This is a genomic window from Pseudoalteromonas sp. A3 (genome assembly GCF_025942345.1).
Lineage (GTDB): Bacteria > Pseudomonadota > Gammaproteobacteria > Enterobacterales > Alteromonadaceae > Pseudoalteromonas > Pseudoalteromonas atlantica.
In genome coordinates this window covers 1-24,555 of record NZ_JAPCKL010000001.1, presented here as the reverse complement: position 1 = coordinate 24,555, position 24,555 = coordinate 1, and the positions used below count along the sequence as shown (strand labels likewise).

Annotated in this window: 20 protein-coding genes and 1 riboswitch; of the genes, 8 read left to right on the top strand and 12 right to left on the bottom strand. The window is 40.1% G+C overall.

The genetic code is table 11. The features are described from left to right. Nucleotides 1-198 precede the first annotated feature (198 nt). The 9 genes from OIZ54_RS00100 to OIZ54_RS00060 all read right to left on the bottom strand — a co-directional run bounded on the left by OIZ54_RS00100 (nt 199) and on the right by OIZ54_RS00060 (nt 10,043). A complete protein-coding gene (locus tag OIZ54_RS00100; RefSeq protein ID WP_264389329.1) occupies nt 199-3,363 on the bottom strand; it encodes a pilus assembly protein in 3,165 nt (1,054 codons plus the stop codon). 526 nt (nt 3,364-3,889) lie between these two features. Beyond that, nucleotides 3,890-4,300 (bottom strand): hypothetical protein, encoded by a 411-nt coding sequence (locus OIZ54_RS00095; protein ID WP_096041541.1) that lies wholly within the window; start codon nt 4,298-4,300, stop codon nt 3,890-3,892. A 239-nt stretch (nt 4,301-4,539) separates the two neighbouring features. After that, entirely contained in the window at nt 4,540-5,055 is a 516-nt protein-coding gene (locus OIZ54_RS00090) for a M23 family metallopeptidase (RefSeq protein WP_413680418.1), read from the bottom strand. A 55-nt stretch (nt 5,056-5,110) separates the two neighbouring features. After that, nucleotides 5,111-5,380: a YrhK family protein gene (locus OIZ54_RS00085; RefSeq protein ID WP_004587206.1), complete on the bottom strand. Its 270-nt coding sequence runs from the start codon at nt 5,378-5,380 to the stop codon at nt 5,111-5,113. Nucleotides 5,381-5,606: 226 nt separating this feature from the next. Then, nucleotides 5,607-6,950, bottom strand: a complete 1,344-nt coding sequence (locus OIZ54_RS00080) for an SPFH domain-containing protein (RefSeq protein ID WP_004587205.1) — start codon at nt 6,948-6,950, stop codon at nt 5,607-5,609. Then, complete coding sequence (locus tag OIZ54_RS00075; RefSeq protein WP_039972209.1) at nt 6,943-7,281, bottom strand: hypothetical protein; 339 nt, start codon at nt 7,279-7,281, stop codon at nt 6,943-6,945. Before OIZ54_RS00075 ends, OIZ54_RS00080 begins: the two co-directional genes overlap by 8 nt. 267 nt (nt 7,282-7,548) lie before the next feature. Then, entirely contained in the window at nt 7,549-7,956 is a 408-nt protein-coding gene (locus OIZ54_RS00070; RefSeq protein WP_004587203.1) for a hypothetical protein, read from the bottom strand. Between the two features lie 270 nt (nt 7,957-8,226). Continuing rightward, nucleotides 8,227-9,483 carry a cation:proton antiporter gene (locus OIZ54_RS00065; protein WP_264389326.1) on the bottom strand — a complete coding sequence of 419 codons (1,257 nt, stop codon included), beginning with the start codon at nt 9,481-9,483 and terminating at the stop codon, nt 8,227-8,229. Between the two features lie 152 nt (nt 9,484-9,635). Then, entirely contained in the window at nt 9,636-10,043 is a 408-nt protein-coding gene (locus OIZ54_RS00060) for a hypothetical protein (RefSeq protein WP_004587201.1), read from the bottom strand. A 318-nt stretch (nt 10,044-10,361) separates the two neighbouring features. Here OIZ54_RS00060 and sbcB point away from each other — a divergent pair, with 318 nt between their 5' ends. Then, nucleotides 10,362-11,807, top strand: coding sequence for an exodeoxyribonuclease I (gene sbcB / locus OIZ54_RS00055; RefSeq protein WP_264389324.1), 1,446 nt, complete (start codon nt 10,362-10,364; stop codon nt 11,805-11,807). Nucleotides 11,808-11,946: 139 nt separating this feature from the next. Here sbcB and OIZ54_RS00050 read toward each other — a convergent pair whose 3' ends face one another. After that, a complete protein-coding gene (locus OIZ54_RS00050; protein ID WP_054983140.1) occupies nt 11,947-12,828 on the bottom strand; it encodes an NAD(P)-dependent oxidoreductase in 882 nt (293 codons plus the stop codon). Between the two features lie 116 nt (nt 12,829-12,944). Here OIZ54_RS00050 and OIZ54_RS00045 point away from each other — a divergent pair, with 116 nt between their 5' ends. Both OIZ54_RS00045 and OIZ54_RS00040 read left to right on the top strand, forming a co-directional pair. Beyond that, entirely contained in the window at nt 12,945-13,496 is a 552-nt protein-coding gene (locus OIZ54_RS00045) for a glutathione peroxidase (protein ID WP_248531719.1), read from the top strand. 303 nt (nt 13,497-13,799) lie between these two features. Beyond that, nucleotides 13,800-14,780 carry a 2-hydroxyacid dehydrogenase gene (locus OIZ54_RS00040; RefSeq protein WP_264389323.1) on the top strand — a complete coding sequence of 327 codons (981 nt, stop codon included), beginning with the start codon at nt 13,800-13,802 and terminating at the stop codon, nt 14,778-14,780. Between the two features lie 67 nt (nt 14,781-14,847). On the opposite strand, the gene OIZ54_RS00035 is transcribed toward OIZ54_RS00040, so the two are convergent. After that, nucleotides 14,848-16,170: a sodium-dependent transporter gene (locus OIZ54_RS00035; protein WP_004587706.1), complete on the bottom strand. Its 1,323-nt coding sequence runs from the start codon at nt 16,168-16,170 to the stop codon at nt 14,848-14,850. A 138-nt stretch (nt 16,171-16,308) separates the two neighbouring features. Here OIZ54_RS00035 and OIZ54_RS00030 point away from each other — a divergent pair, with 138 nt between their 5' ends. Next, nucleotides 16,309-17,052 carry a 4'-phosphopantetheinyl transferase family protein gene (locus OIZ54_RS00030; protein ID WP_264389322.1) on the top strand — a complete coding sequence of 248 codons (744 nt, stop codon included), beginning with the start codon at nt 16,309-16,311 and terminating at the stop codon, nt 17,050-17,052. Between the two features lie 18 nt (nt 17,053-17,070). On the opposite strand, the gene lysC is transcribed toward OIZ54_RS00030, so the two are convergent. After that, nucleotides 17,071-18,456, bottom strand: coding sequence for a lysine-sensitive aspartokinase 3 (gene lysC, locus OIZ54_RS00025; RefSeq protein ID WP_264389321.1), 1,386 nt, complete (start codon nt 18,454-18,456; stop codon nt 17,071-17,073). Nucleotides 18,457-18,532: 76 nt separating this feature from the next. Beyond that, nucleotides 18,533-18,705: riboswitch (Lysine riboswitch) on the bottom strand. Nucleotides 18,706-18,995: 290 nt separating this feature from the next. Between lysC and OIZ54_RS00020 the strand changes: the two genes are divergently transcribed. From OIZ54_RS00020 to OIZ54_RS00005, 4 genes are all read left to right on the top strand, one after another. Then, on the top strand, nt 18,996-20,267 hold the full coding sequence (locus OIZ54_RS00020; RefSeq protein ID WP_004587702.1) for a hypothetical protein: 1,272 nt from the start codon (nt 18,996-18,998) through the stop codon (nt 20,265-20,267). A gap of 3 nt (nt 20,268-20,270) precedes the next feature. Further along, the gene (locus tag OIZ54_RS00015) at nt 20,271-20,819 is read left to right on the top strand and encodes a condensin complex protein MksE (protein ID WP_024033404.1); all 549 of its coding nucleotides are present in this window, start codon (nt 20,271-20,273) and stop codon (nt 20,817-20,819) included. Continuing rightward, nucleotides 20,816-23,593: an ATPase gene (locus OIZ54_RS00010; RefSeq protein WP_264389320.1), complete on the top strand. Its 2,778-nt coding sequence runs from the start codon at nt 20,816-20,818 to the stop codon at nt 23,591-23,593. Before OIZ54_RS00015 ends, OIZ54_RS00010 begins: the two co-directional genes overlap by 4 nt. 108 nt (nt 23,594-23,701) lie before the next feature. Beyond that, nucleotides 23,702-24,253: a DUF4136 domain-containing protein gene (locus OIZ54_RS00005; protein ID WP_064384948.1), complete on the top strand. Its 552-nt coding sequence runs from the start codon at nt 23,702-23,704 to the stop codon at nt 24,251-24,253. Nucleotides 24,254-24,555: the final 302 nt, after the last annotated feature.

Below are 24,555 nucleotides of genomic sequence, written 5' to 3'. Positions count from 1 at the left end.
GTTAGGTAATCTATTTTAGATAGGAGGCGTGTTGAATTTTAGGCAAAAATTTCATTGTTGAGCTTTCTTAAGCAGAACACTTTAACGTAGCAAGGTTTGCTTTGGGCTCTTTAGTATTAGCTAGAAAAGTTAGCGCATGCCTTTTAAAGGCATGCGCGGTAAATAATAAAGCGTTGTGACGCCTGAGCTAAGGCTAACCTAATCAGATGAAGAATCGTTTTCTTCACGCTTATATATGTAGGTTTGCTGCGTTTTAAAGCCAAAGCCTAATGTATCACTGTCATTTACAAGTTTAACTTTACCATCAACAACAGTTAGCCCTGGTCCGTTAATTTCAGCCGGTTTGATTGGGTTTACTGCGCCTTCACCAGTAAGGCTCGGGCCGATTAAATAAAACTGGCTTACTTGGCTAACAGGTATTGTTTCTTCGTACTCGTAGCCATCACCAGGGGTACCATCATCAGGTGTTGGCACATCACATAACCCATTATTATTAGCATCTATACATGAGTCGCCTTCACCAAAATACAACTGAGCGGTGTCGGGTACATCGTAGCTGGTAGTAAATTTAAGTTGGTCGTACACTTTTGTGCCATAGTGCAAATGAAAAGCATACATTGCACCACCGCCCCCTGTTAAAGAGCACTGATTTTTATCAGACTCTAGTGCAGGTGTAAACGATGTATAATAAGCTACGCCTCCTACCACGGTGGCTGCAGCCAATGATTTTTCACCATTACTTAGCTCATATCGCCACCCTTTAAAGCCTGCTAAATCAGCTTCAAGTTCTACAAACTCATCTACATTATCTAGTGCATTGCCGAATGGGTCATCATTCATAAGCATTAAATCACTTGGCACTATGGGCTCTGGCGTATTTTGTGAATCGAAGGTTTTAGTTACGGTTTGTTCATCGCGAATCATGTAAAGGTGATCTTGCTCATTGGTTGCAAGCGGATTTGAGCGATTACCACTGCCTATCACGATGGCATCGTAAGGCGTATCTAATCGTGTGGTTATTTCTTCACCGCCATAGCTCGTTTTGCTCACTTTACTAAACATAGTACGTGCCACTAGTGGCTTGTAAAAAAAGCGTCTGTCTTGCGTTGCTAATGAACTGCCAAGCTCTGCTAATTTGTAATGAGAAAAACTATTTTTGTCAGAGCCTGGCATATCCACACGCCAAATATTACCCCCCGTATCGGTGGCATATAAACGGTCAATGTAACCATCATAATCTGAGTCAAGCGTTGCTATATCAGCAGCTATACTGTGCTTACCTTGGAAATTATTATCATCAGGCGTTAACGCCCATACTCTTTCGCCAGTTTTAGCCTTAACAATGTAAATTCCCGTGCCTGATTCATCCTCGCTACGAATCGCGTTGTCTTTGTTTGTATCGTATCCGCCACCAAATACCAGTAAAGGCTCATCTCCAAACGCTTTAATATAGGCTATTTGTGGTTTTGACCAGGTTTGAGCTAGGTATTCAAACCCATCCGAGCCGCCTACAATAGGCTTACTCCATAACTGTTTTGGCTTATCTGGTGAGCTAATATCAATTGCGTAATAGTTTTTACCCCCACGGCGCATACCAGCAAATGCCCATACTTCATCACCTTTAGTGGCATCTACTACTCCGTCATTTAAGCCGTCACTGTTTAAACTTTTATTGTTAAAAAACACACTAATAGGCCCATCCATACCATACACTTTAGTATTGGCTTGATTTGTACGAAGCGCAGGTATGTTTTGTAACAGCTCAGCAGGCATAAATGCCCACTCCTCTTCAATGCTGTCACCTTTATCGTTAAACATGTGCAAAAAGCCAGCATTAGTGCCCACTAAAATACGTATGTTGCCATCACCATAATCAATAGATACCGGCTTAGAATGAAGTGGGTCTCCAAAAATATCAGAACGCTGATCAACATATGAGCCATCTGAATCCTCATCGTCAACGTCTATGCCTCTTGCCCAATTAATATCTTTAAGCGAAATCGACACATCTGAACCAGGGATCAAACCACCCATAGTATCTGACACTATATTTAAAGTTTCTTTTACTTTATCGAAGGTAAAATCAACAATTTTACCGCCTGAATCTATATATAGTTTACGACCTTGTCCATCTAAAGTAGAAAGAAAAGAGTTCACTCCACCTTGTGCTACTAAATTACCGTCCGCCGATTTATCTGAAGGTAGCCAAAACGTGCGAGCCTCTTCTTTAATTAAACCGTCAGCACCTATAGCTTGATTGCCATCAGAATCAACTATGGAAGAACCAGACATAGCTAATTTTTTTAAGTTCCCTTTCCAGCGTGCACCGCTTTCTGGGTAAAACATTGTAAAGTAAATAGCTTCACGGCTACGAGTTTGATCAACGTTATTACTGGCAACAGTTGGGGAGGAAAAAGTATCGTTTACTTCTCTTATTTTAGAAATGGTGCTATTTAATTTCTCTGAAAGCTCCGCAGAAGTATTTGCATGTAAATACTCTCCACCACCTACTTGAGCTGTTTGTTCTAGTAGATTCTTACCGTTAAGACTCATTCCACTGCCAAAACCTATGGTAAATACTCGTCCAGTATCGGCAATTTCAGGTGTGCTATCGTACAAATCAATTTCTACGTCACTTGTTCCATGAATTATTTGTGCTAGTGCAGCCAAATAACTCCCACTTGTTGTACCTGGGTATGAACCAAACTTAGATTTATAAAGATGGTATATTTCATTATTACTTTCAGTGTCACTTTGCGGATCGCCATCCGTCATTAAAATAAGGTTAATAGAATTATCACAGCGCTCATCGCTATCTAAATCAGTTTCGAATGGCGAAATATATGTAAGAGTAGTTACTTTTTTATTTTTGTTATGATAATTTTTTTCATAAGTAACAGCCTTACTTAAAAAATCTTCATCTCCTGAATATTCTTCATACCCATATAAAACTTGTTGCCCAGTTAAGTATAAATAAGCTTCCCATAATGTTTCAGTAACTGGTGTACTGCCACTAGCAGGTAGGCTCTTTATCTGATTTTTAACCGTAGCTCTTGAAGAGCCAATTTCAGCCATAACATAACCGCCGTAGTTATTTTGAAAGCGCATAAGACCAAAATCAATAGACTCATTATTATTAACCAAGTCGGTCATTGCATCTTTAGCAGCATCAATTTTTCTTGGCCCATTATTAGGAAGTTTACTTCCCATACTCCCAGATGTATCAAATACAATTAAAACTCGAGGCTTTTCATCGGTTTCTACATTGTGGTTTACGTAAAGCTCTATATCTTCGGCGGTAACAGAAAGGCTAATAGTTGCAGCAATAAAAGACGCAACTACGCTATTGAATTTGAATTTCATTTTAAATCCTTTTACCTACGCAAAAATTGCGTAGCTCCCTAAAAGCGCTGTTACTTATATAATTTTTTAATTAGAAATAGTAACTAACGCGTAAAAACAACCTGCTCAAATTAATCAAGAGTAGATTAAATAAACATTAATACTAACTGAATCAGAAATATCCTTACAACTTTAAATAAAAAAGGCCTAAACATAAAGCTTTATGATGATAATAAGGTTTATTTTACAAGAGCTTATAAATGGCATAGTCCCGTTTTTAGATATAAACGACAGTTCAAAATTGCGATTGGATATTTTTAAAAAAATGATGGGGAACTAACAATATTAATGAGTGACTTAAAGTATTATTATTCAATGGGTTACAAAGAGGCCGTAAGAACGGGTAGATAAAGGAACGCAACTAATTAACATATAAAGTGAAGATTACTGCCAAATAAACAATTTAAAAGCATGGTCAATATTTTCACTTATAATACAAAAAACCCCAGTTAAGTAGCTACCAAACTGGGGCTTTAATAATTTTCGCTTATAAAGAAAGCTCTTCTTTAGCACGCGTTAAATTATGAGATACCAGTGAGTTTTTAGAGATTTGATACGCTTCGTATAAATCTGAAAGGCCTGCTGTGTCTTTTTTGGCCATCATGCGGGCTACACCACGGTTACTTAATGCAAACGATGTAAGTTCGCGTACTTTTAAACGTGGGCCACGACTTTCTTTTAATAAGGCAATTGCTTGTGTACAAATGGCTTCAGCTTCTGTGTAGTTTTTAGATTCTACATTAAGTGCACAGCTATTAAATGGCTGTTCAAACTCTGGTGCGGCTGTTACAGAATCTTCAATAACCATTAATTTGTAGTCACTTTGATCAGCCATTGCAGCAGCTGAGCAAGTTAATAATGAGCCAAGAGCGATGGTTTTTAAAAGTGTACGTTTCATGATTATCTTCCTGTTTGGTTAGTCGTGCTTGTTGCCGACAACTTAACTTTAGATAAATCCTCTCCCCCCGACAAACGATAAAAACAAACCTAATAAGTGAGAAAATCTAACTTATAGATTTTAGTCTAATGCCTGCTTTAAATAGCGTTTCTTTCACTCTCAAAAAAATACAGCAAAAACAAGTAAGTTAACAACGTTGGCAGCTAATCAGTAAAGGCCCATCCATACATAAAACTGAGTTAGTTAGCAGTTAACTTTTTATGTGGGTTTAAAAAAAACATCTTTTTCCACCCTTGTCTTTGTGTTGTAAAAAGCCACGGCATAGGCATAAGCGATAATATAGAATAATGCACATGAGGTTGCTTTCCTGCAGCATTACCGGTATCACCCAGTAAGCCAATTTGGCTGTTTATGCTAACTACATCCCCTGCACTTACATTGTAGTCATTTAAATGTGCAAAATAATGCACTCGCCATTTTGCACCTAATACCGCAACCACTTTGCCACCTCGGTTTAGTTCACCTGAAAAAATAACAATACCGCTTGTTGCAGCAACCACAGGGGTGTTTTTAGCGCCAAAAATATCAATTCCTTTATGCACACCCGAGCGCCCCCACGGCTCATACCAAAACGTATTGTGGTTCCAATCCTTACTTGTAGCGCCTTGCACAGGAACTACTAGCTTCTCAGGAATGAGTAAACCCACTATTAATAAAATTATAACTGCGCCCAAAGTCCACTTTAGTAGTTTCAATGCATTACCTTTGCTGTGAATATTCATTAAATTATTAATTACAATACCTGAACGCCTAGTGAGTATTGTTAGAACGAAACACTTTTTTAACGTGAACTAAACTCATTAATTTTAATACAGGTTTTATTATTAATTGCGCACTGCCAGCTATAAAAAGCCAGGTACCGCTTTCAACTAATGACTCATTTAAAAAGAAAAAGCTACCAATTAAAAACCACACCGCAATTAAAAAATCATTAACTGCGCCTAATGCTTCATAACGGCGTTGGATAGTAATATGCTCTTGTCCTAAGTCTAAATTAAGCTGATTTTTGCTGGAGCCCATCAATACTACTCACTCTTTTTACTGTGTAATTAAAAAAACTGTTTTCACTAGCATCTAATACCAATTCGCTTAATTAAGTATTATTGCGAATTGGTATAGGCTTATCTGCATAATACAATAGCAAAAAACACACAATAAAAAACGCTGCCTGATATATCAGCCAGCGTTTTTATTGGTGTAGAGTCTTTATAACTAAAAACTCACTATTGCTTGTATATTTAATTGTTTATTTTTGGTCTTTTTCTAAACGTTTTTTAAGACTTAAAGCCGCATCTGCCGCTAATAATCGCATAAATTCAGAACCATTGCTTTGTTCGCCCTGCCCTGCACCTATTACAATTTCAGGCACTAAACGGCTTTTTCCTAAACTATTGAATAAAGCAGTTTGAATTTTCACCTCAGCTTTTAATGTTTCATCAAACACATATTTAGGATCAAGCGCTGCTGATTTAGCACGTAAGCGTGCCTCAGCTAACACATCCATGCCTAGTGCTTCTAAACGCTGTTGCTTTAATATCTCTTCTTGCTCTTTAGCCAACTCAGCTTTTACAGCTACACGTTGCTGCGCAGAAATAATAGCATTCGCTTTAATACGCTCGGCATCGATTTGCTCTTTAATTTTAAGCTTTTCAGACTCTGCCCGCTGCTTTGCTATTGCTTGTTCGCCTAAGGCAACTTCTGTACGCGCTTGTTGCTCTGCTTTTTTAAGATTTTGACGTGCCAAGGCTTCATCTGCAGCCGCTTGCTTTTGCGCTTCTAAGCGCGCGTTTACTTTACTTTCGTAGTCAATATCAATAATACTTGCATCTACAACAGTAATACCATACGCACCTAAAATCGGCGCATTACGCAGCGGTTTACCCTCTTTATCAGATTTAATATTTACCGTTACACGCTGCTGTTTACTTAAGCTACCTAGTTCATCGCTTTTATCCCGCTCACCGCTGCTGATTATTTGCTCAGTAACAAAAATACCATTAGTAAGCTGATCAGAGAAGTCTTGGCTAAGTTGCCCGTTTCCACCAGAATAATGCTGCTCAACCGACATCATACGCGCCGACGCTTTAACGTTTTCTGTAGTAGCACGCATAAGTAAATTAGATATAAGCGTATCTTGCGAACCAAACTCTTCGTGTATTTTTAGTAATCCACGTAATTCACCTTTTTCAGTGGCTGGTACATTGCCTGGCAACCTAAAGCGCGATACACCACGTGCACCACCGGTTGTTGTATCCAAAAAGCGTATTGGAATAAGAGGTACAATTGCACTCGCAGTCGCGTTTTCGTCACCCGTAAAGTTAATCGATATAACCTTTTTATAAGCAGATGTAGTGCCAAATGCTTTTAAGTATGGGCCAGCTTGGTTAATAACCGTTAACTTTCCTGTAAACGCCGATTGATGAACTAAACGCTCGTCAGCTTCGTTCCAAGAAATAACTTGTGAAGTAAGCGTTGCTATAACAGCCAACACAACCACTATTGATGTTACTAAAATGACATTTCGGCGGCCAAAACGACCTATAAATGATTGTGACTTTTCTTCTGGAACCGCTTTTTTATCGCTATCCATTTTCATTACTCTCCATGTTTAGTTTTTTCTTAACAAAGTAAATAATTTCTTGCTCGCTTAAATGCGCACAAAAACTACCTGAGCGATGCAATTCTATAAATGTTGCAAGGATCTCTTCTTTGCCTTTTATTTTTTTATGTTTATCTGCTTGGGCTTGGTTTTTATCCGTAAGTTGAGTAATAAGCTCATCTACAATGGTGTCTTTATCAAACAGCACATTGTATTCCTTAGTTTTTCTTACTCGATTTTTGCGTATATTGCTATAAATAACATAAATAGCTAAACACAAAATAATAACCAATGTACTCAACCCAACAATATAGAAAATCATATAACCTGCTTATATTTAGTTGAATGATTACGTCAATAACAGGTGTTATAAATCAATAACAAATGTTAACTCATTAATTTTACAGAAACCTCGTATAAAAAACAGGTAAAAGTAATAGTTCCAAAAATAAAGCTCTCTAAAACGGGCTTTCTCGCTTTTAAATTTACATGTGAGTTTTATAAAAAAATTTTATTACACGCACAAAAAAGCCCCTACCAAATATAAATCGGTAGGGACTTTTTTGTGACTCTCGCTAATTAAATTGCTTTATAAGGCAAGCTCTTCTTTAGCGCGAGTTAAGTTATGAGACACTAATGTGTTTTCAGAGATTTGTACTGCTTCGTATAAATCAGCTAATGCTGCTGTATCGTTATGCGCTTTTAAACGTGCAACGCCACGGTTGCTTAAAGCGTACGATGTAAGCTGGCGTACTTTAAATTTAGGGCCTTGTGCATCTTTTAATAGTGCAATGGCTTTAGTACAAATTTCTTCAGCTTGAGCGTAATTTTTAGATTTAACGTTAAGTGCACAGCTATTGAATGACTCTTCAAGTGGCAATGGTGCAGTAGCGGTTTTGATAACCATTAGTTTGTAGTCACTTGAATCAGCCATTACAGCTGCTGAGCAAGTTAGTAATGAGCCAAGAGCGATGGTTTTTAAAAGTGTACGTTTCATGGTTTGTCTTTCCTAATTAAGTTAGTCGCGCTTGTTGCCGACAACTGAACTTTAGAGTAATAGCTCAGCGCCGACAAACGAGAAAAACAAACTCAATAAGTGAAGAAAATTAACCTATAGACTTTAGTCTAATATACGTACAAATTTAAATGTTTAACAGCGTGTAAACCAGCGTAATTACTGCTTGTTTTGAAAAAGGTTTTAAAACGAATCTTATGCTGTAGCTACGCAAACAAGCCTATGAGCTGTACAAAAATCAGTCTTTAAAATTTATTTTGTTTTTATGCTTTTGGCGACTTTTCCTACGCTCAAGCCCTGCACTAAAATTGAAAAAACCACCACCGCATAAGTTAAAGCCAATAATATATTACGCTGCGATCCATCAGGTAGCTGCAACACCAGGGCCACCGAAATACCGCCACGTAACCCTCCCCAGGTTAACACTTTCCATGCACCGCTGGGCAGCTCGAGCTGTTTATTAAAAATAGTTGTTGTTAGGCCAACCACAATAAGACGTGCGCATAGCGCAATTAAAATGGTTAAAACGCCCGCCACCAGCAAATTAGCTGAGTACACAATCATTACCACTTCAAGGCCAATTAGCACAAATAAAATGGCATTTAAAATTTCATCAATTAGCTCCCAAAACAAATCAACATAGTGGCGTGTTTTATCACTCATGGCTAAATTACGGCCATGATTACCCACCATTAATCCCACCATAACCATCGCAAGTGGCCCCGATAAGTGCCAGTGACTCGCCAATGCATAACCGCCTATAACACCCGCTAGCGTAAGTAATACTTCTTCTTGGTAGCTATCTATTGCCTTTAATAAATAATTTAAAGCACCACCCAATATTAAACCAAATATTATACCGCCCCCCGCTTCAACAGCGAGTGTATGAGCCACTGAGTATGTAGTTGGCATATCACCACTGGTTAAAATTCCTAATAAAAGCGCAAATACCACCACGCCTATACCATCATTAAATAGCGACTCCCCCGCTATTACGGTTTCAATACTTTTAGGCGCGCCAGCAGAGCGTAAAATACCCATTACCGCTATCGGATCGGTTGGCGAAATCAACGCACCAAATAATAAACACCATATAAACGATAAATTAAATCCCAATAAAGGCACTACTACATATAACGCTGTAGCAATAATCACTGTTGAAATTAACGTACCCACACACGCTAAAATACCTATGGGTAATTTATAACGTCTTAAGTCACGTACATTAACGTGCAGCGCCCCAGCAAAAAGCAGCATTGAGAGCATGCCATCGAGCAATACATGAGTAAAATTGAGTTGATCAAGTAGGCTTACTTCGTAATCAATAAGTTCATCAAACCCTAAAAAGCCCAAAAATATGGCCGCAATAGACACTAAAAGCGAAATAACCATCACTCCAATGGTGGTTGGCAGGCCAATAAACCGATGATTTATATAAGCAAGTAATGCGGTTATAGATAAAAAAATCGCGCTAATTTCAAATATACTCAACGTACTCGTGACATCCATAATCTAGCTCTCTTAAATTTAAAGCCTAATAGGTAGTTTCCACTTTTATGATTTGCACTTTTTAACCGTGCAACGCAAAAAGCCCATGTTAAGAATAAACCTAACATGGGCTTTTTATACACTGGCTTAATTAAAGCATGTTTAGTGCTTTTTTATAGCGCAAGCTCTTCTTTAGCAAGTGTTAAATTATGCGATACCATTGTACTGTTAGACATTTGCGCTGCCTCGTACAAATCAGCAATGGCTGCGGTGTCATTATTTGATTTTAAGCGCGCAACACCTCGGTTACTTAACGCGAATGACGTAAGTTGGCGTACTTTAAATTTAGGGCCGTCTGCATCTTTTAAAAGTGCAATTGCTTTTGTACAAATTGCTTCAGCCTCTGCATAGTTTTTTGACTTAACATTCAGTGCGCAACTATTAAATGACTGCTCAATTGGCTGCGGTGCAGTCGCTTGTTCGATAACCATTAATTTGTAGTCACTTGTATCAGCCATTACAGCAGCTGAGCAAGTTAATAAAGAGCCAAGAGCGATGGTTTTGATAAGTGAGCTTTTCATGATTATATTCCTGTTGAGTTAGTCGTGCTTGTTGCCGACAATTCAACTTTAGAGAATTAACACAAAACCGACAAACGATTAAAACAAAACCAATAAGTGAAGAAAATTAACTTATAGACTTTAGTCTAATGCCAAACTAGTAAGCAATTCATAGCAAGTGCTTTAATTATAATTAGTAAACACCACCTAATTTAACTCCCTTATCAATCGCAAACCTATAAACTCCCTCGCCCATATGCCATAATCTAAATAATTCATTATTTTAGTAACTTGGCGTGCATTTAGGCGTTTTTAAGTTAACTTCTCAGGGTTTTTAGCATGGCATATCAAGAGCAAAATCAAGCAACAATCTACTGGCACGATTATGAGACCTGGGGGGCGAGCCCTCAAAAAGATAAGCCGAGCCAGTTTGCGGGAATTCGTACCGATCTTGATTTAAATATAATTGGCGAGCCGCTTATTGAATATTGTAAGCCGCAAGCGGATTACTTGCCTCACCCTGAGGCATGTTTAATTACCGGTATTACGCCACAAGTGGCGATGCAAAAAGGTTTGGTTGAGGCTGAGTTTATAGCCAAAATTCACGCTGAATTTAGTGCGCCAAACACCTGTGTTGCTGGTTATAACAGTATTCGCTTTGATGACGAAGTAAGCCGTTATAGCTTTTACCGTAACTTTTACGACCCGTACGAGCGCGAATATAAAAACAATAACAGCCGCTGGGATATTATTGATTTAGTACGTGCATGTTATGCGCTGCGCCCTGAGGGCATTGAATGGCCGTTAAAAGAAGACGGCAGCCCGAGCTTTAAGCTTGAACATTTAACGGTAGCTAATGGCATTGAACACGCCGCTGCGCACGATGCGCTAAGCGATGTAACTGCCACTATTGCATTGGCTAAACTTATAAAAGAAAAACAACCAAAGCTTTATAACTTCTTTTTTGGGCTGCGTAATAAAAAAGCGCTTGGTGAGTTAGTTGATGTATTTAACATGACGCCGCTGGTACATACCTCGTCACGCATTCCTGCAACGCAGGGCTGTACTACGTGGGTGGCGCCTATGAGCTTTCATCCGGTAAATAAAAACGCCGTTATATGTTTTGATTTAACCCAAAACCCGCAAGTATTGCTTGATTTAAACGTAGAAGAACTACGTAAACGTTTATACACCAAACGTGTTGATTTAGCCGAGGGTGATTTACCTGTTGGTTTAAAACTGGTGCATTTAAACAAGTGCCCTATTTTAGCGCCTGCTAAAACGTTATTACCTGAAAATGCAGCCCGTTTAGGCATTAACCGCGAGCAATGCCTCGCTAATTTAGCTATTTTAAAAGCCAATACCGAGCTTCGCGATAAAGTAACTGAAGTGTTTAACGAAAAAGGTGATTACAGCGCGACCACTAACGTTGATTACTTACTTTACGATGGCTTTACAAGCCACGCCGACAAAGCTAAATTTGCGATTATTCGCGATGCTAAACCAGACGAGCTAGCGGGCTTAAATTTAGATTTTGAAGATAAAAAATTCAATACATTACTGTTTAGATATCGTGCACGAAACTGGCCAGAAACGCTAAACCAGCAAGAGCTTGACCAATGGCGTCAGTATTGCCAAAACAAGTTAATGCACGGAGAAGATCAACCCTCAATTAGCGCACAAGACTTTATGATCACCCTTGAAAACTTGGCCCATGAGCACGACGACAGCGAAAAAAACCTAACCATTTTAAAAGCTTTATATAACTACGCGCAAAGCATGTAATTTTCTTTTAGTTTATTTGTATAGCGCATATAAAAACGCGACGCTTTAATTACTAAAGCGTCGCGTTTTTGTTTAAATTATTATGGGCTTTGCCCATCACGCCAGCAAGCTTCGCATTTAACTAGGCATAGTCAAAACGTTATTTTTTGTGCAGTGCTTCAATGCGTGCTAGTAAGCTTGATGTATCGTATCGGCCGCCACCAAGCGCTTGTACGTCGGCGTAATATTGATCGACCGTTGCGGTCATCGGTAACGTAGCGCCGTTGTTTTTAGCTTCATCAAGCGCGATGCCTAAATCTTTGCGCATCCAATCTACGGCAAAACCAAACTCGTACTCACCTGCCCACATTGTTTTGTAGCGGTTTTCCATTTGCCACGAACCCGCAGCCCCTTTTGAAATGGTTTCAATTACTTTTTCACCATCAAGCCCTGCTTGTTTGGCAAAATGTAAGCCCTCGGCTAAGCCTTGCACTACGCCGGCAATACAAATTTGATTAACCATTTTACATAACTGCCCTGCGCCCACATCGCCTAATAACTGGCTAAAACGGCTATATGCTGCCATTACGGGTTGCACTTTAGTGAAAATAGCTTCGTTACCGCCAGCCATGACTGTAAGCACGCCGTTTTCAGCACCTGCTTGTCCGCCAGATACGGGCGCGTCTATAAAATCTATATTTTGCAGGGCTGCTTTTTCTGCTACTTCACGGGCTACTTCGGCCGATGTAGTAGTATGGTCAACCAAAATGCTATTAACGGCCATCCCCGCTAAAACACCATTTTCGCCGTAAACAACCGCACGTAAGTCATCATCATTACCTACACACATAAATACAATATCAGCATTATTAGCAGCTTCTCGCGGCGTGGTAGCAAAGCTTCCTGCATACTCATCTACCCAGCTTTGCGCCTTTGCTTGAGTGCGGTTATATACACACACATTAAAGCCCGCTTTTGCTAAATGCCCTGCCATTGGGTAACCCATTACCCCTAAACCTATAAATGCAACATTGATTGACATAAAAGTGCCTTATTTTCCTGCTAACTTAGAAACTATGCCCGATTATGTCAATCGGCTGCTTAAAAAGCGAATTAAGTCTTTATAAATTTCCAACGTAAGGAAATAAGTAGGTAACCATGGATAGTATTTATCAATTTAGTGCCCCTTTGTACAACAGCGAAAGCTATGCGCTTAGCCAGCTAAAAGGCAAAACAGTACTTATTGTTAATACAGCAAGTAAATGTAATTTTTCGGTGCAATTAAGTTCGCTAGAAAAGCTCTATCAGGAATATAAAAATAGCGGTTTCACTATTTTAGCGTTTCCGTGTCATCAATTTGGCCAAAACGAGCCGCTTGATAACCTCGCGATTAAAGACTTTTATCAAGGGCAATTTGACGTGTCGTTCAAAGTGTTTGGTAAGGTAATGGTAAATGGGCCAGAGGCGCATCCGCTGTTTAATTATTTAAAGTCGCATACCCGTGGTATTTCGCAAAACCGCGCAGTAAAGTGGAACTTCACCAAGTTTTTAATTAACCCACAAGGTCAGCTCGTTGCACGTTATGCGCCGCGCACCAAGCCCGAAACGCTTAAACAGGTCATTGAGGCAAACTTACCTAGCGCACTAAACGCTAATAACTTAAATAACGCAAAAATAATACCCAACTTTAATGCATTAAAAGGCGCTTAATTATTCTAAATCAATAAACGGGTGGTTACTCAAGCATGCTTTATTAAACTAGTTTAAGGTTACGTATAATACCAATCAGCAATAATACTTAATCATTTTTAGGGGCTAAACGTGTCGCTATCTGTGTTAAAAAACTCTCATTTACGACTGCATGGATGCAGAAGGTAGAGCAATGCAGGAGCAATTGCCGAGAACAACTAAATAGCGAATTTTTTGCCTTGCTATCAACGCGTTTTTACATCCTCAAAATAGATCACTTGATTATGCGCATTGGTATAACAGCTAGGCTTTGGAGTAAATAACATGAACATTGCTTTTTTTAGTACGCAAAAATACGAGCAGCCTTTTTTTGAGCGCAGTATTAACAAACACCCACAAATAGAGATTTGTTACTTTGAGCAAGCACTGAACGAGCAAACAGCACTGCTTGCTAAAGGGTTTGATGCTGTGTGTGTATTTGTAAACGACACAGTTAACGCCCTCGTTATTGAGCACCTTGCTGAGCAAGGAATTAATACTATTTTACTTCGCTGCGCAGGGTTTAATAATGTTGATTTAGTGGCCGCCAAAGCACACAACATTAAGGTATTACGAGTACCCGCATACAGCCCAGAAGCCGTAGCTGAGCACTGTGTTGCACTTATGCTTACCCTTAGCCGTAAAACACATAAAGCCTATAACCGCGTACGCGAAGACAACTTTGATTTAAACGGTTTATTAGGCTTTAACTTACACGGCAAAACAGTTGGAATTATAGGCTGTGGCAAAATTGGCCTTGCCCTTTGTAATATTTTAAATGGCTTTGGCGCGCATGTTTTAGTGTGCGACCCTTATGCAACACCTGGCAATTACACCATTACCGATTTAGATTCGCTGCTTACTCAAAGCGATATAGTTTCACTGCACTGCCCACTGAATGAGCAAACACACCATTTAATAAACGACGATGCATTTAATAAAATGAAACCTGGGGTAATGCTAATTAACACTTCGCGCGGTGCGCTACTTAATAGCAAAGCGTGTATAAATGCGCTTAAAACTAAAAAGCTAGGGTATTTAGGGCTTGATGTGTACGAGCAGGAGTCGGAGCTATTTTTTAAAAACCATAGCGACGAGATAAACCAAGACGATATATTCTCGCGCTTAGTTAGTTTTAAAAACGTATTAATAACTGGCCACCAAGGCTTTTTTACTCAAGAAGCCCTTAGCGAAATTGCCAATACCACCATACAAAACGCTATGGAAATTAATGAACAAAGACCTTTAACCAATGAGGTTTTATAAAGCCGCGGCCCATTAATTTAGCTTTACCCGTTTTGCTATTTACATAACGGGTAAAGCTTAAAATACTTTAGCCAAACGCAACGTTTGCAAAAACAAGAGTCATTAATACTGGGCACACAAAACGAATGTATTGAGCAAACCAGTAATGCGTGCCGGTGCTGGCTTTATGAAGCTTATTACCGCGTTTCCACATCCAACCTGCGGTTATAAAATAAAATAGCCCCATAAGTGGAAGTTGGTACTGAGTAAATAGCATGATTACTAAACCAAATAACCACTCAAAATTTAATATTATTGCACTAGCGCATATTAACACCACTAGGCTAACGGCCCACGTTGCTTTAGTACGGTCTACGCGGTGGTTTTCTACTAAAAACGCTACTGGTATTTCTGTGGTAGAGATAGTAGATGTAACCGATGCAATCGACATAAGTACAAAAAACAGTAACCCAATTAGTAAACCAATTTCGCCCATGGTACTAAAAAGCTCTGGCAAAATAGCAAATATAAGCTGCCCTTCACCTATAAGTTTTCCGCCGCTAAACACCTCTACCCCGTTATGCTGCGCTACATAAATTGCAGGCACTATCAGTAAACCTGCTAAAAATGCCACACTGGTATCAAGTAGTGCAACGCTTGCAGTTAGTTTTGGCAGATTTGCATCTGGCTGCAGGTACGAGCCATAAATCATCATGCAGCCAACCCCTAATGAGAGCGAAAAAAACGCCTGCCCCATTGCAGCAATAATTAAATTTGGGTCAAGCACTTGGCTAAAATTAGGAATTAAATAAGCAGCAAACCCTTCGCTGGCGCCTTCTAAACTGGCTATATAAAAAATTAAGCCTATTAGTAGCACCAATAACAATGGCATTAAACGGCGTGACCAGGTTTCAATCCCAGATTTAACCCCTTTTAAAATAATACTGGCGGTTAAAATAAGCATAAGCGGCGTAAATATAAAATTACGCACCATAGAGTCGCTGTGCAAAAATTCGCTTGCTGCGGTAAAACCAAAAAATGTAGTAATAGGCTCTATCGCGTAAGAGAGCATCCACCCAGCTACAATAGAATAAAAGCTAAGCATAACCACAGCGCCCGCAAGGCCAATATATCCTGCGGCAGCCCCTACTTTTTTGTTGGTATTTTGCCACGCATTACCCAATGCTTTTACTGGGTTTGCTTGCGCTTGGTGGCCTAAATAAAGTTCGGTATAAAGCGCAGGTAGCGCAAGTAAAAATATAACTACAAAGTAAACCAATAAAAATGCACCGCCACCATGGTTGGCCGCCTGCGTAGGAAAACCCCAAATATTACCTAAACCCACTGCTGCGCCTGCAGCGGCTAAAACAAAACCAAAACGGCTTTGAAATCCATCACGCACTTGTGCCATACATCTACAAATTCTGTTATTCTTTGATTATTGTGAATTAAACCATATTTAATGCCAACTGAGTAATAAAATTGCTTTTGGCATAAATAAGCGCTGTTAACCGCTCATAATTACAGCACTCACTTATTTTAAGCGCGTATGACTAACCACTTTTTTAAAAACACCCTAAGTATTGCTCCCTCTTTTTATAGCGATTTATCCCCTAGCAACAATACTATTTTAGTGTTTAATGCCAACACACTAAATGTAGAACACCTTGATTTAACCCAATACCTAAGCCCATTTGAGCTAAGCGTTATAAATCGCCGTAAACGCATGCAAGCAAAGCAAGAATATGTAGCATCGCGCATATTACTAAAGCAACTTGCAAAGCATACTCAGCCCCAATACGCACACATACCGCTTAATAAAATGAGCACCCACTTTAATGAAAAATGCTCAAAACTGCAGCTCCATATAAACCACACCGTTATAAATACCTGTATTTCGCACTCGCATGGCTTAGTTGGCGTTGCACTTAATGTTACTAAGGCGGAGTTTGGCTTTGATATTGAAAAAATAAACTTAAAACGCCCATTCGAAAAACTCGCTAAGCATTTTTATCATAAGGCTGAAATTGCCTTAATTACCGCCCCTTTGGCTATAAAAGAGCAAGCTCAGAGCTTTTTTAGAATTTGGACCTTAAAAGAGGCACTCGCTAAAGCAACTAGCCGCCCAATAGCGCAATTGCTTAGCCCAAATGTATTTGATGAATTTTCTTTGTTAAACCTTACAGCATCGAGTAACACCATAACGGTTGCCAATGAGGAGTTTGATATAAGCGTGGCGCATAAAAAAAGCACCGACTGGCGGTGCTTTATACTTAATAACTTGGATACTTAATAACTTGGCTTTAAAAGCTTAAGCAGCGCTTTCTAATAAGCGGCTGTGTATTGCTTGTACCACGGTATCTGACTCGCTTTGCTCTACTAAAAAGCATAAGTTGTGCTTGCTTGCACCATGACAAATTAATCGAATATTAAACTCTTTTAATACGTTCATTAGGTTCATTTCGTGCTGGCGTAGCTGTATTTCAGAGCCTATAAGCGCCACTAAGGTTAAGTTGTTTTCAACCGATACATGACAAAATTCGGCCAATTTATCTAAACACGCTTGCTCAAGCTCAGGTCGCGAGGCATTAGGCGCGTTATCGAGCGTAATGGCAACACTAATTTCTGAGGTAGTAACTAAGTCTACCGATATATTAAATTCACTCAAAATGGTAAATACACGGGCCAAAAAGCCACTTGCTAATAACATTTCTGGGCTTTTAAGGGTTAGCAATATTTGGTTTTTACGCTGCGTAACGGCACGAATACCTGGCTGCTGCGATTTTTCACGCTCAATCCACGTTCCTCCGCGCTCTGGCTCGCGGCTAGAGCCTACAAATACATTAATATGGCTACGGCTTGCTGGTAAAATAGTTGCAGGGTGCAATACTTTTGCGCCAAATGTCGCCATTTCTGCGGCTTCATCAAAGCTTAAACGAGCAATTGGCGTTGCCTTAGCGCATAAACGTGGGTCGGTGCTAAAAATACCCACTACATCGGTCCAAATGTGTACACTTTTAGCGTTAATAGCCTCTGCTAATAACGCAGCGCTGTAGTCAGAGCCACCACGGCCAAGCGTTGTGGTTTGGCCAAATTCATCACTACCAATAAACCCTTGTGTAACTATTACTTGCTCATCTAATAACGGAATTAACAGATTTTTAGCCGCTTGTGCAGTGGCCGCAACATCGGGCGTTGCTTTACCAAATTGGCTGTCGGTTTTAAGCACTTTGCGTACATCAAACCTATCTGCATTTAAGCCTTTTAAGCGCAGCACTTGAGCAAATAAATAAGACGATAAACGTTCGCCAAAGCTAAGCAGCTCATCGTGTTGTTGATCAGTGGTGAGTGTTTCAAGGGCTAACGTTTGAAACGCTTTTAACGTCTCGTTAAAACCCACCGCTAAATCGGCATCAAGCGACAGCTCATCTAAAATAGCCTGTTGAATAGCCAATACGCCATCTATGTGTGCTTGGCGCTGCTCTTTACTAAGGTCGGGTTTGCACAGTGCAACTAAGTGGTTAGTTACGCCGGCACTGGCGCTCACAGCTACAATACGTACGCTTTTATCTGCAACAATAATTTCGCTGCAGCGACTCATCGCTTCAAAGTTTGCAACACTGGTTCCGCCAAATTTGGCAACGATGTAATCTGATTTTGCGCCTGATACTGTTTGTGGCACTGATTGGGTAGTCATTTCGTCTCCTTTCGCGGTATCCAAACCGCTAAAAAACAAGAAGAACTTGGCAAAGGAATGCAAATAAGATGTGTCCACTGCCAGAAGCTCTCCACCTAAGTTGGTGACAGTTTTGGGGATTCAGCCCCATAAACCGAAAAACACGGTTGACGTAACCTTGTTTTCCTCGGCGAGTACTTCCCTCTTTAATGGTTATGGGCGTTCGTCACCTACCATTAAATACCTAAGTATCGCACCTCTTCTGAATGTTGTATTAACCTGTGGCTAATAAAACAAAACCCCACTGTGTAGCGGGGCTTTGAAAGTTATCGTTTAGACGTCTAGCTGTCAAGGTGTTTTAGTTAATATAACGCGAATAATTTAGCCCGGGTTTACATTGCTGGCTACTTTTACAGCGCTTAATGTAACTCGCCTGTACGCCAGCTAAAAAAATGTGTAAATTAAGCCAGTTAATAACGAGTACTTTTTATTATAAAAATATAAAAACTACGCTCTGCTTTAAGTGTAGTTAACTCATTACTAGGATGTATCACCGCATTATGATCCCAGCTAAAAAGCTGCTTAATACCCTTAGCGAACACTGGGGTGTTTTAGAGCTATTATTTAAACGTTTTAAAATGGCCGACTTTAGCCTCAAAGACGTGCAAAACGCCATTAAGCAAAAACAGCCCACGTGGACAAACGAGCGCATATACAAAGAAACAAATCGTTTGCTCAATCAAGATATACTTATTCCATTGGCTAAATCATCCCAGCTTGAAATAAACCGCGCCATTGCCGATTTTGCGACCTTTTTATTACAAGAAGAACACCTAGGTTTAGCACAAGAAATTAGCGTTTTGGTTGATGATTTAGCACGCCTAGGAAACCGATTAGATAATGCCGGCGAAATAGAAGACTTTGACGATTTACGCCGCTACAGCCGCATTATGGATGATCGGGTACGTAAAATAATGAAGCTTTACGCGCACAACGAAAACGCTATTTTAAACATTGTTGAGCAAGCTAAATCTGATCACGCGGTGCAATCTTTGCAAAAGCGCTACAAAGCGGTAATAGAAGCCTTTGATGAATACATAGAGCCGATGCTTGAAATGGTCGATATTCGCGGTGACTTTCATGCCTGTTTTACACTTATTGAGCAACAAATAAGTAAGCAAATAGAGCACATTGAACGCTCAGGCAAAGCCTACAGCGACAAACGTATGCTTGAGCAATTGCGTACTCGTATACTCGAAATGCATTTAGTTGGCCGAGAAAGCTTACGCAAAAGTGCCGATATGCTTATGCCACTGCGCGAAGAGCTACGCCGTAATAACCTAATTACCCGCCAGGCAGCAAAAGTGCTTGGCCTTGTGCGTAAAAATGGCGTAGACAACATGCTAAGCGCGGTACAACCAAATTTTGTAAGCGATGCGCAGCGTTATTCGCTTGGCCAGCAGCGTCATATAGTTGCCTATATGGCAAGCTTGGTAGAATTTGAACACGAAGAATACCAGCTCCCAGAGCAACAAGACGTGCCGGCATTTGTTACGCCAAACATTCCTGATTACCACGATGTTAAAACAAGCTTTGCAAAACGCTTTAATAAAAAACGTAAAAAGCCCCAGCCATTACTGCAATTTTTAGATGAAAGCTACCCAGAATTAGACGCCGACGAAATGCTATTTTTATATCAAAAACTAGTCAGCGACAGTGAAATTCACATTAGCCAAAGCGATGAAAAAACACGCGTAAAAATTGCCGGCCAGCATTTTTCGTTATACCCATTTAATTCTGCGCCTCAGCCAGATACACAGGCAGACGAGTAACACATGACACATATAAACTTAGACGAGCTTACGCACCTACAAGCCATTAATAAAAAATTAGGTGCGGGTTACCATATTTGCGAACAAGACAACGTAATGTGGCAAGAGCTTGACCAGCACATAGAATCTTATAGCGCCTTATTTAGCGCCCTTGGCCACGATTTAAAACACGATAGCCGCGGCTTTTACTACTTTGCCAGCGACGAAAGCACGCCAAACATGGGGAAAATATCCCGTGCTATAGCACTGACTATTTACATTTTAATTGAGCATTTTGCCAATACGGGTAAAGACCCAATGCGTGCCCTATTTGATGAAGTAAACGATTTAGAACTGATGCAAACCTTAGTGCAAATTAATAAACACTTGTTTGATCAACTTGAGATATTTTCTGGCTCAGATTTACGTAAAGACGTATACCTGCGCATGGTACGTTTAGGCCTTGCCCGCGAAGTAGAAGGCGGCTTTATGCTACAAGCGCCTATACACCGCTATATAGATGCACTTATGGAAGTAAACGAAGAAACCTACATTACAGAGGACGAGCAATGAAAAACTTATACGGACTAAGTAAACTCGCCCTACTTAATACCGCAGGCTATGCAAAGTGTGTTATTCCGCTTGATAAAAGCAGCTCTATTTGTGCACCAAACAATACCGGTAAAAGCTCGGTTATTAACGCCCTACAATTTCCGCTAATAAACGATTTGCGCCTAACCGAATGGGACGGGCACGATTTAGATGAAACCCGTAAATTTTATTTTTCATCGGATCAGTCGTACATTTTGCTCGAAGCCAACCTCCCCCATGGCTCGGTGGTTATTGGTGTAGCAGGCCTTGGTAAAATAGCCGGTTACGCGCATCAGTACTTTTGTTATCAGGGCAAACTTGATTTAGCGCAGTACACGCAAGGTAATACCATTATTAAGTTTACCAAGCTGTTTAATCATTTAAAAACGCAAGGTTACAACCCTATAGAGCTTAAAGCACAAGAGCTAAACGCCCTGCTTACCGGCGGCGCAACCCCTTTTGACGGCGACATTAATTTAAAAATGATCCCGCTTAATAACGTGCAAGACTCCGCCATTTATAAAGAAATTTTTAGGCGTATTCTTAACTTACACAAATTGGGTGCAAGCGATGTTAAACGCTTTATGCTACGTGTGTTTGAACGCCATATGTCTAACTCTAAAGTGGACTTTTACGAGGTATGGCGTCGCTCGTTTGATAAAGTAAATCGGGCTAAACGCGAATTAAAAGCGCTTGAATCAATGCAAGAGCCAATAACAGCGCTTGAATCAATGCTTGAGAACCAAACCGTGCTTAAAGGTAAGTTAGCAGCCTACGCGCCTAAAATTGATCAAGCATTAATAGACTTTGATACCTACCAAGAAGAGCAACTAAGCGAACTAGCCATTGCCCTTGAAGACATAGAGCACGAAAAACACGAGTTTGAGCAAAAGCAAAGCTTATACGTACAGCAATCGCGCGATATAGAGCGCAGGCAAACCCAAATAGAGCAATGGTTTTTAGATTACAGCGCTCTTAAAAGCGAATTTGAACTGGTAAATAAAGCCACCCTTAAAACCACCCTTGGCCAACTTAAGCAAGACTACGAGTCGCTTTCGCACTCTATTACCAGCGCACAAGGGCAAAGCCTACACACGCTTGATTACCGCATTAGCGAAACTCAAAAGCAAATTAAAAGCTTAAAACTGCAGCTTAAAAACCTTGAGTTTAATTTGTTTACTCGAATGCGCGAAGACCTATCACTTAAAGAGGTCGAAGAAATATCACGCGTATTAAACCCCGATATACTCTCGTTTGCCACCACCAGCAATGGCGATATAACCATTGATGATGAAAACGCCTTTGGGGAATTTTTATCGCTATTAAGCGAAAACGTTAAAGGCGGTGTACTAACGCTTCCAGGGGCAAGCATTAAACTTAAAAAACTTTCGCCAGTGCAAATGCAAAGCGGCGAAAACAAAGCCCAGCTTAGCGCTCAGCTAGACGCGCTGGAACGCTCGTTAAAAGAGTTTAAACAACAGCGCGAAGTAGCCGCTAACGTGGCCGATAAACAAAAAGAAAAAGATGCACTTTACGATGAGCTAATGAGCGCAGAGAGCGCCCTTAAACGCTTAGAGCAATTTGAGGTAATGCAGCAATCGGTAGAAGCGCAATCCATGCTAAAAGAGCAGTTATTAGCAGAGCGCGAACAAGTTGACGACTACCTACAAGACATTCAAAAAAATAGTGGCTCAATTGCAGACAGGCGCTCGTTAATTAAATCTAAGCAAGAGCAAATTAATCGCCAAACCGAGCGCCTACGCCAAGTTAAAAGCGAGCGAATTGACCACACGCTTGATTTATACAGCGGTAAAGTAACCCCGTATATGATTGATATAAAAGTCGATTTTGATAACTTAAGCGACTTAGTACATCACTTTAATAAAGACTGCCAAGAGCTGCGCAACTTTGACATAAACGTACGTAATACCTATTTGCATGTATATAACGCGGGTATTACTAAGTTCGATAACGAAAACGACGAATTTACTAAATACCAAAAGTTGATTAGCGCGTTTCATAACCTTGATAACGAACGCGATGCCGTTGAGCGCCAGGGCCGCGTAGCCCTAACCGAAGTAGCCGCCACAATTAAAGGCTTGCGTGAAGACCTAGACCGCCTTCGCCGCGAAATGAACAGCTTTAATAAAGGCATAAGCCAGCACCGTATTTCTAACCTTCAAGCGTTTAAAATTAACGTAATACCGCGCAAAATGCTGGTTGATAGTATTGATACCATTATCAGCACGTCGCATCAGTTTGAACAAGGCGACACCCTTGATTTATTAAGCCAAGAACCTTACAGCGAAAGCGCGGTAAACGAAGCAAAAGATCACCTAATAAAACTTGCCTCCGACAAAGCGGGCCTTACATTAACTGACTTATTTGATATTCGTTTTGAAGTGGTTAACCGCGCTGGCGAAACAGAACACTTTGAAAAAATCGATTCAGCTGGCTCAAACGGGACCCGTATTACTATTAAGTTATTATGTGGCATGTTGTTTATTCGTTACTTATTAAGCGATCAGGAACAAAACCTTTACCGTATACCTATTTATATTGATGAAGCGGCAGACATTGACCCCCAAAACCAAAAAGCAATCATAGAAACGGCACTAAGCTTTGGCTTTGTGCCAATTTTTGCCTCGGTTAAGCCGCAGGTAAGCTGTGATTACATTGTACCTATTCGTTCAGTAAAAGATGGCGCCCAAAACTGGGTAGACGAAAAAGACTGGATTGAAGTTGAACACAATTAATTGGCCGTTAAGGCAAACCAACTAAACTAAAATATAGGACGTTAAACTAATACACATTTAAACGATGTGTGTTATTTTAAATTAACGCATTTTATTGGAGCAAAGGTAATGAAAAATATACTTATTGTTGCAGCGCTGACATTACTTACAGCCTGTACGCAAACCCCAGACTGGGATTACGACAAATCAGCCAACTTTAGTAATTTTAAAACATTTGCTTGGGTAGAAAACGCGAGCCTAACCAAAGACACCACAAACTACCAAATTAACGGCTTAATGGAAAAACGTGTACGTACTGCCGTTAATAAAGAGCTTAGCCAAACATTAGGTATGAGCTTAGTAGACCCAACCCAAGCTGACGTACTAGTTAACTACCATGCATCGGTAGATAAAGAGCTAGAAGTAGACAGCTTTAACGTAGGCTACGGCGCACGTTGGGGATACTGGGGTACGGGTTTTCAACGCGACATTAGCGCCCGCGAATACGAAGTGGGTACGTTAGTAATTGATATTATTGACCGCGAATCAAACCAACTTGTATGGCGCGGCGCAAAAGAAGGTCGTTTAAAGAAAAAACAATCGCCTGAGCAACGCGAAGCATCAATTAAAGAAACAGTCGCTAATATTTTAAGCAACTTCCCGCCGCAAAAGCAGCAGTAAGTTAAAATTAGCGCTATGTAAGTTTTAAAAAGCTCACAGTATGTGAGCTTTTTTTGTAGGTGTTTATTTTTGGGACTTCAGATTTAAATAATTATGAGCTGCGCTCATCACGTCAGCAAGCTGCACGTCTACGAAACATCTGTTCAGCTTACCTGTAAACGCTAGGCTTTATTTTATCTGTAGATACCATCTCTCATTTTAAGCTTCAAGGTCGTACTTAACTTACTTGGAGCTTAAACGCTTCTTGGTTTTTTATTACACCAAAACATATATGGATGAGCTTTCTCATATTCGCACATACA